Source organism: Stenotrophomonas maltophilia group sp. msm4 (genome assembly GCF_032025605.1).
GTDB classification, from domain to species: domain Bacteria; phylum Pseudomonadota; class Gammaproteobacteria; order Xanthomonadales; family Xanthomonadaceae; genus Stenotrophomonas; species Stenotrophomonas sepilia.
In genome coordinates this window covers 1318305-1330533 of record NZ_JAVSKK010000001.1, presented here as the reverse complement: position 1 = coordinate 1330533, position 12229 = coordinate 1318305, and the positions used below count along the sequence as shown (strand labels likewise).

General features: G+C 66.7%; 13 protein-coding genes. 6 read left to right on the top strand and 7 right to left on the bottom strand.

Features of this window, described 5'->3' with window-relative positions; all coding sequences use genetic code 11:
* Positions 1-101: 101 nt before the first annotated feature.
* Positions 102-638, top strand: coding sequence for a peroxidase-related enzyme (locus ROV93_RS06355; protein ID WP_072168797.1), 537 nt, complete (start codon positions 102-104; stop codon positions 636-638).
* 56 nt (positions 639-694) lie between these two features.
* On the opposite strand, the gene ROV93_RS06350 is transcribed toward ROV93_RS06355, so the two are convergent.
* Entirely contained in the window at positions 695-1693 is a 999-nt protein-coding gene (locus ROV93_RS06350; RefSeq protein ID WP_111007771.1) for a TraB/GumN family protein, read from the bottom strand.
* A gap of 205 nt (positions 1694-1898) precedes the next feature.
* A complete protein-coding gene (fdhD, locus tag ROV93_RS06345; RefSeq protein WP_072168795.1) occupies positions 1899-2738 on the bottom strand; it encodes a formate dehydrogenase accessory sulfurtransferase FdhD in 840 nt (279 codons plus the stop codon).
* A gap of 244 nt (positions 2739-2982) precedes the next feature.
* Between fdhD and ROV93_RS06340 the strand changes: the two genes are divergently transcribed.
* From ROV93_RS06340 to ROV93_RS06330, 3 genes are all read left to right on the top strand, one after another.
* Positions 2983-5268 carry an FdhF/YdeP family oxidoreductase gene (locus ROV93_RS06340; protein WP_312538850.1) on the top strand — a complete coding sequence of 762 codons (2286 nt, stop codon included), beginning with the start codon at positions 2983-2985 and terminating at the stop codon, positions 5266-5268.
* A gap of 23 nt (positions 5269-5291) precedes the next feature.
* Positions 5292-5633, top strand: a complete 342-nt coding sequence (locus tag ROV93_RS06335) for a hypothetical protein (RefSeq protein ID WP_072168849.1) — start codon at positions 5292-5294, stop codon at positions 5631-5633.
* Between the two features lie 116 nt (positions 5634-5749).
* Positions 5750-6289 (top strand): DUF411 domain-containing protein, encoded by a 540-nt coding sequence (locus ROV93_RS06330; RefSeq protein WP_080376956.1) that lies wholly within the window; start codon positions 5750-5752, stop codon positions 6287-6289.
* Between the two features lie 116 nt (positions 6290-6405).
* Here ROV93_RS06330 and blaL1 read toward each other — a convergent pair whose 3' ends face one another.
* Positions 6406-7275: a L1 family subclass B3 metallo-beta-lactamase gene (gene blaL1, locus ROV93_RS06325; RefSeq protein ID WP_072168793.1), complete on the bottom strand. Its 870-nt coding sequence runs from the start codon at positions 7273-7275 to the stop codon at positions 6406-6408.
* A gap of 203 nt (positions 7276-7478) precedes the next feature.
* Here blaL1 and ROV93_RS06320 point away from each other — a divergent pair, with 203 nt between their 5' ends.
* Both ROV93_RS06320 and ROV93_RS06315 read left to right on the top strand, forming a co-directional pair.
* Positions 7479-7745, top strand: a complete 267-nt coding sequence (locus tag ROV93_RS06320) for a hypothetical protein (RefSeq protein ID WP_072168792.1) — start codon at positions 7479-7481, stop codon at positions 7743-7745.
* A gap of 9 nt (positions 7746-7754) precedes the next feature.
* Positions 7755-8927, top strand: coding sequence for a low temperature requirement protein A (locus tag ROV93_RS06315; protein ID WP_180890310.1), 1173 nt, complete (start codon positions 7755-7757; stop codon positions 8925-8927).
* Between the two features lie 69 nt (positions 8928-8996).
* Here ROV93_RS06315 and ROV93_RS06310 read toward each other — a convergent pair whose 3' ends face one another.
* The 4 genes from ROV93_RS06310 to ROV93_RS06295 all read right to left on the bottom strand — a co-directional run bounded on the left by ROV93_RS06310 (position 8997) and on the right by ROV93_RS06295 (position 12210).
* Positions 8997-9548 (bottom strand): DUF1697 domain-containing protein, encoded by a 552-nt coding sequence (locus ROV93_RS06310; RefSeq protein WP_072168790.1) that lies wholly within the window; start codon positions 9546-9548, stop codon positions 8997-8999.
* Entirely contained in the window at positions 9545-10186 is a 642-nt protein-coding gene (locus ROV93_RS06305) for a response regulator transcription factor (protein ID WP_072168789.1), read from the bottom strand. Before ROV93_RS06305 ends, ROV93_RS06310 begins: the two co-directional genes overlap by 4 nt.
* Entirely contained in the window at positions 10179-11234 is a 1056-nt protein-coding gene (locus ROV93_RS06300) for an ATP-binding protein (protein ID WP_072168788.1), read from the bottom strand. Before ROV93_RS06300 ends, ROV93_RS06305 begins: the two co-directional genes overlap by 8 nt.
* Positions 11235-11472: 238 nt before the next feature.
* Entirely contained in the window at positions 11473-12210 is a 738-nt protein-coding gene (locus ROV93_RS06295) for an MgtC/SapB family protein (protein ID WP_049448085.1), read from the bottom strand.
* Positions 12211-12229 lie beyond the last annotated feature (19 nt).

The following is a 12229-nucleotide window of genomic DNA, read 5'->3' as shown; positions in this document are numbered from 1 at the left end:
TATGGACAACATGTATGGCGAATTACGACTGATGCGTCCGGCGAGTCTACCTAGGATGAGCGGGTCGTCCAATCCCGGGCGCTTTCCCAAGGAGATCCACCATGTCCCGTGTCCCCCTGATCGATGCCGCCAACACCACCGCCGACCGCCAGGCCCTGCTGGGCCAGGTCCACGCCGCTTTCGGCGCCACCCCGGCCATGTTCCGCGCCGTGGCCAACTCGCCGGCCGCCCTGCAGAGCATGTGGGGTTCGTTCGGCGCGCTGGGCGGCGGTCGCCTGTCGCCGCTGCTGGGCGAGCAGATCGCCGTGGCCATCGCCAACCGCAACGCCTGCGAGTACTGCCTGGCCGCGCACACCGCGCTGGGCCGCAAGGCTGGTGCCAGCAGCGAGCAGATGGCGGCCGCGCAGATCGGCCAGTCCAGCGACCCGGCCACTGCGGCGGCGCTCGACTTCGCGTTGAAGGTGGTCGAGCAGCGTGCGCAGATCGCCGACGGCGACGTGCAGGCGCTGCGCGCGGCTGGCTTCGATGATGAGCAGATCGTGGAGATCCTCGCGCATGTGGCGCTCAACCTGTTCACCAACTACGTCAACGTGGCGTTCGACGTGCCGGTGGACTTCCCGAAGGTCGCGCTGCGCTGAGTGCAATTGCTCCGGGCAGCAGAGTGCTGCCCGGACTCAGGCCCGCAGCTCAGTGGCTACGCCGGCTGGAAGCTGAAACCGCGTTCGCGCAGCGCTCTGATGTAGCCATTCCCGTCGAACGCATCTGCAATATCGAGCATCGCAAGCGTGGTTGATCTTCCCGCAGTTACGGTTTCCACTGCGCTGAGCCAGGCCTCGCGTCGAAGCGTGTCCAGCTCGTTGCTGCCAGTCGCTGTCACGTGCATATCCATAGGCACGTCATGCCCACACATGCCAAGGGCATTGCCCTGCGCCCAGGCCTTGGACTGAACACGGGCGGTATCGTGAAGGCGACGGAGTCGTTCGACCTGCACCGCAAACCGTGTCGTGTCATCCAGTGCAGGATGCGGTTTACCGCAGTCGTCAGCTGCCGCGATGTCGATAGCCAGTTCAGTGCGCGGCACGAAGTAGCGCGCTCCACCCGCGCGTCCTATCCTGCGCAGCTCCTTGCAGAATGCCTTCGGCGACTCCAGCCGATGCCTGGCCATGACGGCCTTGCGCAGCGCTCTGGCCGCGAAGTGGGGACGCAGGCGTTCCAGCTCGATTGGATCGATTCCGCACTCATTCAATGCCGCTTGCCATTCTGCATGGACGTCCGCCGGCAGAACATCCTTCAGGGTCAGGTTGTCGGGATTGTGGTGGATGGTTTCGGCTTCAGACACCGCGCGGGCCAGTGTGAACAACGCGCTCAGTCCCGAGCCCTCCCATCTGCCGGTGATGTCCACCTTCGGCCGGCCCAGAATGGTGTGCGCAACCGCGGCAATGCGTCCTGCTTCGCCCGTCACGCATCGCATCGATCCGGGTAGCGCGGTGGGGACGGGCAGGATCCACAGGTGGGCCTCTTCACGCCTTGCCTGCCAGAGCGCCGGACCTTCTGCACGGATCGTGGGGGGAGGCAGGGCATCCGTTACCTTGGTTCCGCGGCTTCCGGAAGCCGGCGCACCTGCCAACGTACGGTGCACGGAAACATCAAGGGAAACCGACAGCAGTGAACGTGGTTGCCGGGCAGCCGACATGGGGAACTCCAGAAAGGACCATGATGAGTGTCCTCGATGGTGCGTGGCGCGCCGATTGTCGGCTATCGGACTACGACGATTTCGCCTTGGCTGGGCGAGGGGCCCGGAAGCCGTTGCGGTAGAGGCGACAGTTAATCGACTGCTCGTCCTTCAGGTGCCCGGAAACCTCGCGCCACGAGTGATAGTCGACCCTACGCAGCGGAGATTACCGGTCGTCCGCCTGCAACCGGTCCGGATGGGTATACACATTGAACCCGCTCTCCCGCGCGAACCCGACCAGGCACAGGCCGGCACTGCGGGCCAGGTCGATCGCCAGCGCGGTCGGCGCCGACACTGCCGCCAGCACGCTGGCGCCGGCGCGCACCGCCTTGCTGACCATTTCGTAGCTGGCCCGGCTCGAAATCACCAGCAGGCCGCCTTCGATGGCGTGTTCGTTGTGGTGCAGCGCACCGATCAGCTTGTCCAGTGCATTGTGGCGGCCGACGTCCTCGCGTACCCAGCCGATGCGCCCACTGGCGTCGGCCCAGGCCGCGGCGTGGATCGAGCCGCTTGCCGCATTCATCGGCTGGTGCTGCGCCAAGGTGGCCAACGCCCGCTGCAGGGCGGTGGCGGAATAGCTGCGGCGCTCGCGGATCTGCGGCAGTGGGCGCAGCACTTCTTCCAGCTGGCGCGTGCCGCACAGGCCACAGCCACCACGGCCGGGCAGCAGGCGCCCCTTGTCGGGGTCGAGGTTTGCGCCGGGCGCAGCCTCGTCCACGGTCATCTGCAGCTCGATGCCTTCCAGCTGTGGGTGGATATCGATCGACAGCAGCTGCGAGGGCGCGCTGATCAGGCCTTCGCTGAGCGAAAATCCGAGTGCGAAGTCCTCCAGATCACAGGGTGTGGCCATCATCACGGCAAAGGCGGCATCGTTGTAGCGCAGCGCCACCGGCACTTCCTCGGCCACCACGTCGACCCGCTGCTGTTGCGTGCCGCCGCGCCAGCGCTGCAACGGGCGTTGGGCGGTGCCGGCAGGCGGGGTGTGCGGCGGGATCGAATCAGGCATGCAGCGCGTCCGGACAAGGGAGAAACGCGGGCGGGCCACCGCCTGCGGTTTCGAGGATAGCGCAGTGGTCGCGCGCAGACGCGGCTGTAACCGTTGCCATGGCAGGTTGTGCTGAAATCAGCCTGTGCCCTCTGGCGAAGCGCCGTGGGCCGTGCTTGACTGTGCGGCTGGCCGTGCCACTGAATGCACCGCCGGACCGCGTTGTGCCGTTCGTTGCTGCGTTCCTTCCGCCAGGTTCCCGAACATGTCCGAGCAGAAACCGCCGCGTTACAAGCCCTACAACCAGCCCGCCGGAGGCTGGGGTGCCGCCGGCGCCACGGCCAAGGTGCTGCTGCAGCAGAGTGTGATCGGCAAGGGGTCGAAGGCATTGCTGGCGATGAACCAGCCCGGTGGCTTCAAGTGCCCCAGCTGTGCGTTCCCCGATGCCGACGAACGCAGGAAGCTGGAGTTCTGCGAGAACGGCGCGAAGGCACTGGCCTGGGAAGCTACGGAGTTCCGGTCCGGCCGCGAGTTGTTCGCCCGGCATACCGTGACCGAACTGATGGCGCAGACCGACTACTGGCTGGAGATGCAGGGCCGGCTGACCGAGCCGATGCGCTACGACGCAGCCACCGACCACTATGTGCCGTGCAGCTGGGAAGATGCCTTCGCACTGATCGGTCGCCACCTGCAGGCGCTGGACAGTCCTCACCAGGCCGAGTTCTACACCTCCGGGCGCACGCCCAACGAAGCGGCGTTCCTGTATTCGATCTTCGTGCGCGAGTTCGGCACCAATAATTTCCCGGACTGCTCGAACATGTGCCACGAGCCGACCAGCCGCGGGCTGCCGCCGGCCATCGGGGTGGGCAAGGGCACAATCGTGCTGCAGGATTTCGAGCACGCCGAGGCCATCTTCGTGATTGGCCAGAACACCGGCACCAATTCGCCGCGGATGATGAGCAACCTGGTCGAAGCACGCAAACGCGGCATCCCGATCGTGGCGGTCAATCCCATGCCCGAGCGCGCGCTGATCCGCTTTGCCGAGCCGCAGGACGTGGTGCAGATGGCCACGTTCGGCTCGACCGCGATCACCAGCGAGTTCGTGCACATCCGCATCGGCGGCGACCTGGCCCTGATCAAGGGCATGATGAAGGTGATGTTCGAGCGTGAGGCACAGGGCGAGCGCGTGCTCGACCATGATTTCCTGTCGGAACACACGGTGGGCCTGGAGGCGCTGCGCGAAGACGTGATGGCGCAGGACTGGGACCAGATCGTGCAGGTGTCCGGCATCTCGGAGGCGCAGATCCGCCGATGCGCAGAGATCTACATCCGCTCCAACGCCACCGTGATCTGCTACGGCATGGGGCTGACCCAGCACCAGTATGGCTCGCGCCTGCTGCAGCAGGTGGCCAACCTGCTGATGTTGCGCGGCAACTTCGGCAAGCCCGGTGCCGGCATCGGTCCGATCCGCGGACATTCCAATGTGCAGGGCGACCGCACCGTCGGCATCGACGAGAAGCCCAAGCCGGCCTACCTGGACCGCGTGCAGCAGGTGTTCGGCTTCGATCCGCCGCGTGAGCATGGTCACCACGTGGTCGAGTCGATCGAGGCGATGCTGGCGGGCAGCGCCAGGGTTTTCATCGGCCTGGGGGGCAACTTCATTCGTGCGGTGCCCGATACGCCGCGTGCGTACGAGGCGATGCGTGGGCTGGACCTGACCGTGGGCATCGCCACCAAGCTCAATCGAGGTCATCTGGTTCATGGCCGCGATGCGCTGATCCTGCCGGTGGTGGCGCGCTCGGAGCGCATCGTCATGCCGGCCGGCGAGCAGTTCGTCACCATCGAAGACGCGATGTCGAACGTGACCGCCTCACGCGGCGTGCTCGAGCCGGTCAGTGCCGATGTGTTGCCCGAGGTCGAGATCGTCTGCCGCATGGCGATGGCCACACTGCCGCACAGCAAGGTCGACTGGATGCGCTGCATGCACGACTATGCCTCCATCCGCGCGCTGATCGCTGCCGTGTACCCGGAGATCTACACCGGCTTCAACGAGCGCATCCAGCAGCCGCACGGTTTCCATCTGGACATTCCGCCGCGCCGCCGCGTGTGGCCCACGCCCAATGGCAAGGCCAACATCCTGGTGATGCCCGGTCTGGACGTGGACGATCCGGTGCACGATCCGGACATGTTGCGGTTGGCCACCGTGCGCTCGCATGATCAGTACAACACCACCATCTACAGCTACAACGATCGCTATCGCGGCGTGTACAACGATCGCATGGTGCTGTTCATGAACATCGAGGACCGGCTGGCGCGCGGTCTGGAGAAGGAGGCGCTGGTCAGCCTGGAGACGATCAGCCGCGATGGCGTGCGGCGGCGCATCGAGGGCCTGACCGTACTGGACTACCCGATGCCGCGCGGCGCGCTGGCCGGTTACTACCCGGAACTGAATCCGTTGCTGCCGCTGGACTACTACGACCGGATCAGCGGCACACCCGCAGCGAAGTCGATCCCGGTGCGGATGCGGGCGATGGCGGCGGCGATTGCGTGACGCGCATCGGCTATCATCGGCGGGTGAACCTGCCTGACCTGCTGCTGCGATGGATGCTGCTCGTTGCCCTGGTGCTGAATGCACCGGCGCTGGCGCTTGCCTCGTCTTCGTACGGCGGGTCGGGCAACCAGGATCACTGCGCTGCACCACACGCGGCTGCGCTGGCGGCAGCCGGCTGCTGCGATGATGCGGCCCGGGCGGCCTGCCAGAGCGGTGAGTGCGAATGCCCGCCGGCCTGCCTTGGCATGCTGGCCACGTTGAGCGGAACGCCCGCCTCGCCGTGGCGCGAGGCACCTGTAGCCGCGCGCTCCCAGCAACGCGCATCGCAGCCGATGCCGGACCCGTTGCGTCCCCCCATCGTGTGATGTCCTGCAGGCGCTCAAGCGCCTGCCATGACTGTTCGACTTTTTCTCGCCTCTGCCTGCGCCTTCGATGCGCGGGCGGCGGGCCGCGTTGTCCGCCTCTGCAAAGGAATTACTCAATGAACCGTACTCTCTCCCTCGGCCTGCTGCTGGGCACCGTGCTGACCACGACTGCCTGTGCACGTGCCGCCGAAGAATCTGCCGCCGCACCGATCGCCAGCGCAGCACCGGTGGCACCGATCCAGGCCGGCCCGGCCAAGGTCGATCCGGTCTTGCCGGTGGCCATCGTGCACAAGACCGCCAGCTGTAGCTGCTGTGGCATCTGGGTCGACCACCTGAAGGCCGCCGGCTTCCAGGTCGAGGTGCGCGACACCGATGACATGAATCCGATCAAGGTCCGCCTGGGCGTGCCGGTCGGCAAGGCCTCCTGCCATACCGCCGAGATCGGCGGGTATGTGGTCGAGGGCCACATCCCGGCCGAGGACATCAAGCGCCTGCTGGCCGAACGCCCGGCCGCGCGCGGGCTGGTACTGCCCGGCATGCCGGCCGGTTCGCCGGGCATGGAAATGCCGGATGGCTACGTGCAGCCGTACACCGTCGAGCTGGTGCGCAACGACGGCAGCACCGAGCCGTTTGCCCAGCACGGGCAGGGTGGCTGATGGACGGCGGGTGCCGGTTGTCCTGACCGGCACTCTTCGACGCGTCCTGTGGATAGCCGAGCCTACGCTCGGCTGTTGTCGGCCGGCAAGCCGAGCATGGGCTCGGCTCTACAGGATCAGCGTGCCGTGGCCGTTTCCTTGGCCAGCTGCGCGTCGAACTTCTTCTCTGCCGCATCCGCGTAGGCTTTGCAGCTCAGTACCTTCTCGCTGGCCTTGCTGCCAGCAGCATAGTTCCAGTTGCTGGCGCCCGGATGCGGGGTCAGCAACAGGTCGCAGGGCAGGCCGCGCACCGTAGCGAAGCTGCGTCGGTAGTCCTCGACCAGGCGGGGATAGCGGACATTGCCCTGCAGCTGGTAGCCCGGCGCGCTCAGGCTGTCGGCATAGGCGATGCGCACCGGCTTGCCATCGCGCGTATCGGTCCAGGTCCAGGCGGTGCTGCCCGGGGTGTGCCCGGGCATGAAGTGGGCGGTGAACGCGATGCCACCCACCGTGACCACTTCGCCATCCATGATGATGCGGTCGGTGCTGGCCGGCGGAAAGGTGATGCTGTCGCCAAAGTGCAGGTCGTTGCTGCCGCCGCGCGCCAGCAGCACCGCTGATTCGGCGTTGGCTACCACCATCGCACCGGTACGGCGCTTCAGTTCTGCCACCGGGCCCGCATGGTCGGCATGCGCATGGCTGAGCAGGATCAAGCGCAGGTCCTGCGGCGCCACGTCGCGCACCTTCATGTTGCTGATGAGGTGGCTGGCCATCTGCGGCATGCCGCCGTCGAGCAGCACCGCGCCGTCGGCGGTCTGCACCAGTAGTGCGGTCAGGTCCTCAGTGCCGATCTGCCAGGTGTGGTCGGCGATCTGCAGCGGCGCCATCGGCTGCAGCCAGGATGGGTCTACGGTGTAGGCCTGCAGCTGTGGCAGCGGTGTGTCGGCGGCAGTGACATCAAAGGCAAGTGTGGCAGTCAGGGCAAGGGTCGTCAGGCAACGGCGCATGGCGGAGAGGGGTCTGGATAGGGTCGGATGAAGCTAGCACGTACCCTGGACGGCCCGTTTCGCGAATAACTCATGGCTGCCATAAGGTTCGCCGCAGCCGATGCCGGGATTGTTCGCTTGCTCTGGAGTGTGAATCCATCTCCACGGGCTGTTGCGCACAATCGGCCGGGGCTAGCCTGTTCCCAGGCTCAAGGAGGTGGACCATGCATGTGCTCATGGCGATGCTCGGCGGCGTGCTCCTGCTGGGCGTGTTCCTGCTGTTTGGCCGTCTCTGGAGCGTGGGCACCTCGCAGCTGCCCACGGCGCTGATCGCCTTCATCGCTACCTGGCTGCTGGTGGCCGTGGCCAACATGTGGGTGGGGGTCAGCAAGGCCGGTTACGCGGTACGCGAGGAGTTGCCGATCCTGTTGCTGGTGTTTGCCGCGCCGGCGTTGCTGGCCGGTTTCCTGTACTGGCGCCTGGCGCGCTGAAGGAGTTCCATGCGTACCCGACTGCGCTTGCCCGCGCTGCGCCACCGCGACGGCCACCATGCCCGCGTGACCTACGAAGAACTGTTCTTCGATCTGGTCTACGTATTCGCGGTCACCCAGCTCAGCCACCATCTGCTGCACCACCTGGACCTGGCCGGTGTACTGCAGACGCTGGTGCTGTGGTTCGCGGTCTGGCTCGGCTGGCAGTACGCGTGCTGGGTCAGCAACTGGTTCGACCCGGAGGCGCCGCGCATCCGCGGCCTGCTGTTCACCACCATGCTGTTGGCGTTGTTGATGTCCTCGTCCATCCCCGAGGCGTTTGCCGATCGTGCGTGGATCTTCGCCGGGGCGTACGCCACGATGCAGGTCGGACGCACAGCGTTCGTGCTGTTTGAGGTCGGCCGCAACCATCCGTTGGCGCCGAACTTCCGTCGCATGCTGGCCTGGGTCAGCGTGTCGGCCTGCTTCTGGCTGGCCGGCGCGGCGGCCGAGGGCAATCTGCGGCTGGCACTGTGGGCGGTGGCAGTTGCCTGCGAATACATCTCGCCGATGTTCGGCTTCGCCTTCCCGGGCATGGGTCGTTCGCACACCCGCGACTGGACCATCGAGGGGGGGCACCTGGCCGAACGCTGCCAGTTGTTCGTCATCGTCGCACTGGGCGAGACGTTGCTGGCCACCGGTGGCGTGCTCAGCGACGTCGAGCATTGGAGCCTGGAAGTGGTTTCAGCGGTGTTGGCCACCTTCGCCGGCACGATTGCCATGTGGTGGCTGTACTTCGGCATCTCCAGCCGCGATGCCACAGAGGCCATCACCCACGCCGAAGACCCCGGACGGATGGGCGCCAACTTCCACTACGTGCATGCATTGCTGATCGCCGGCATCATCGCCACGGCGGTGGGCAATGATCTGGTCATGGACCATCCGGGGGTGGCCGTCACCACGGTTTACGCCAGCGTGATGGTGGCAGGCCCGCTGATCTATCTGCTGGGCAGTGCCCTGTACAAACGCGTGGTCTATGGGCACGCGCCCCGCTCGCATCTGCTGGGCGCGGTGGCGCTGCTGGTGCTGGGGCTGATGCTACCGCACGTGCACCTGCTGGCCGGCGGATGGCTGACCAGCCTGGTGCTGCTGGGCGTGGGGCTGCTGGATACGCGATTGAAGCGCCGCTTGCAGCGGGCGTGACCCGTTGGGTCCGCCCACTGCTTCAGCCTTCACGGAGCGCGAGCGCGGCGCAGTGCCTGAAGGTCGACGCTACCGCCTCCGGCCAGCACGCGGATTGCTGGCAGGCGAGGTAAGCGCTGCGGCCATCACTGCAAGCTTGCCGATTGTGTTCATATTGCGGGCGGTGCCGTGCTGGGCATAGGGCACCCGCAAGCGCGAGTCGGCCATGCCGGCACCGTAGTGGATGAAGATCTCGCGCGTGCCGAGTGCAAGCTGTTCGTCGCGCAGGCCGGTCACGCCGTCCAGCGGATCGGCAGGCAGGCTGCCGTCGAGGAACAGGGCGACCACACGGTTGCCGGCCGCCTGTGCAAACGGGTTGCGTGCCACCACACCGGCAATCTCGTCGGCCGAGCGCACCAGCACGCCCACCGGCTTGCCGGCATAGGCCTGGAGCCGCTGGCCGAGGGCCTGGCGCACGCCTGTTTCGTCGAGCGAGCTGCGCAACACCACGTTGCCGCTGGCGATGTACGTGCGGACATCGGCGAAGCCTGCGTCCTCGCACATTGCCACCAGTTCGCGCATCGGCAGCTTGCCGGTGCCGCCGACATTGACCGCGCGCAGCAAGGCGACGTGGACGTTCATGGCGCACGCGCCTGCAGGCGGTCGTACATGCGTACCAGGTCGACCAGGGTGCGTGCGCCCATCTTGCGCATCACCTGCGCACGGCGCACCTTCACCGTGATCTCGCTGACGCCCAGGTCGCCGGCGATCTGCTTGTTGAGGCGGCCGCGTACCACGCCATCGACCACCTCGCGCTCGCCGGCGTTCAATGAACTCCAGCGCAGCCGCAGCGCGCCGAGTGCCTCGCCCTCGCGCCGGCGCTGGCGGTCGATCTCGATGCCCTTGTGGATGGCATCGAGCAGCTCCTGGTCACGGAAAGGCTTGGTCAGGAATTCGATGGCGCCACCCTTGATCGCGTTGACGCCCATCGCGATGTCGCCGTGGCCGGTGATGAATACCACCGGAAGCTGCAGGCCGTGGTTGCCCATCGTGCGATGGAATTCAAGACCGCTCTGGCCGGGCATTCGCACGTCCAGCACGAGACATGCCGGTGCGTCTTCCAGCGCGTGTTCGAGGAAGGCCTGGGTGGAGGCGAAGGCCCGCACCTGCAGGCCCATCGAGGCCAGCAGGTCTTCCAGTGCCGCGCGCACCGACGGATCGTCGTCGACCACATAGACGATGGGTGCCGGATCGGGGTTGGCGGCAGTCTGCTTACGCATGGTGGGCGTCCGTGGCAATGGGCAGATCGAACACAAAGCAGGCACCGCCGCCTGCCGGTCGTTCGGCACGGATCTGGCCGTCGTTGGCTTCGATCATCGAGCGGCTCAGGCTGAGACCCAGCCCCAGACCGTGCGACTTGGTGGTCCAGAAGGCATCGAAGACGCGTTCGGGATGGTCGGCGGGCAGGCCGACGCCGCGGTCACGCACACTGAGGCTGATCCGCTGGCCGTTGCGCCGGGTCAGCAGGGACAAGCGTCGGTCGGCGGTGGGCACGGTCTCCATCGCGTCCACCGCATTGAGGATCAGGTTGCCGATCACCTGCTGCACCTGCACGCGATCGGCCTGCACCGGTGGCAGCTCGGTGTCCAGCAGCAGCGCCACGGCCACGCCATGCCGGTCCAGCTCGCTGCGCGACAGCGCCAGCATTTCCTCCACCGCTTCGTTCAGATCGAAGGCGCGTCGCTGCGGTGCCGCGCCCTGGGTCAGGCCGCGGATGCGGGCGATCACGTCACCGGCACGATGTGCATCGGCCAGGATGCGGGCCACGGTCTGCCGCGCCTTGTCCACGTTGGGTGGATCCTGCGCGAGCCAACGCTGGCAGGCTTCGGCGCTGCTGGCGATGGCCGCCAGCGGCTGGTTTACTTCATGCGCGATGGAGGTGGTCAGCTCGCCCACGGTGGAGGCGCGCGCTACCCGCAGCAGGCGGCCCTGTGCTTCCTGCACGGCGGCCTTGGCCGCTTCCATGTTCAGGGCAAGGTAGGTGGTGATACCGATCACCAGCATGCCAATGACCGAATTGACCAGGCCGATGCGGTAGGTGCCGAAGCGGGTCAGGAAGAAGCTCAGCCCGGTCAGCGCGATGCAGGCCAGGGCAAGCGTGATCAACCCGCGTGCGCCCAGCACGCGCGATGCGGCCAGGATGACCGCCGCGTAGAAGCAGGCGGCGGCAACCGCGTAATCGGTGACGGTGTCGATCAGGAAGATCGCCGCCATCACGACGAACAGGGCCAGCAGCACCAGTGGGCGGCGGGGCGACAGCGATGGCATCGGGGAAGCTCCCTGGCGTGGGGTGAAAGGATAGCAAAGCCGCCATCGGTGGATGCCGGCCTTGGTCGGCACCGGTCAAAGCGATGCCTGGTAGTGCCGGCCGCTGGCCGGCATCTGCAGCGTGCTTCCGGAGATCATGAGGTTGCCGGCCAGCGGCCGGCACTACCGCAGTGGTGGGCATGCCGAGGCGATGCACGGGGCGTCCGGAGATCATCAGGTCGTCGGCCAGCGGCCGACACTACTCCTCCAGGCTGGCGTTCCAGAACCCCTGCAGGACGCCGGGCGTGGTCGCCAGCGTGGCCAATACCGCATCGAGTTCGCCCGCATCGACGGTGGTGGCATACAGCACCGCTTCGATCTCCACGTCGCGCTCGCCAAACGGGCGCTGGTCGACTGCGCGCACCGGGTACTGTGCCTGTTCAAGCAGCAGCAACAGCTGGTCCAGCACCTCGGCCTGTTGCTCGCGCTGGCAGACCACGTTGATCGCATAGGTCGCTTCGCTGAACGCTTCCGGCAGCGGCTGCCGCTGGATGCGGTTCACCACCGGCCGCAGCAGGGTGTTGGCGGCCAGCACGAACACCGCCGCCAGCACCGCTTCCGGCAGCAGCTTGATACCCGCGCATGCACCCACCGCCGCCGAGCCCCACAGGGTGGCGGCGGTGTTCAGGCCGGACACCTGCGCACCATCCTTCATGATCGCGCCGGCTCCCAGGAAGCCGACGCCGGAGATCACATAGGCCACCACATGCAGCGGCGACGGCGGGCCGCCGTACAGGTCATGGAAGCGCACCGCCAGATCGACGAACACCGCCGCTCCCACCGCCACCAGGGTGTTGGTGCGCAGGCCCGCGGTGCGTTGGCGCAGCTGCCGTTCCAGGCCGATGGCCGTGCCAAGCACGAACGCCACCGACAGGCTGATCAGCGAACTCAGGGTTGCGCCGGCGTTGAACGCCGGCAGGTTCGGATTGATGTCCATTGTGATTCTCCCTGGACAA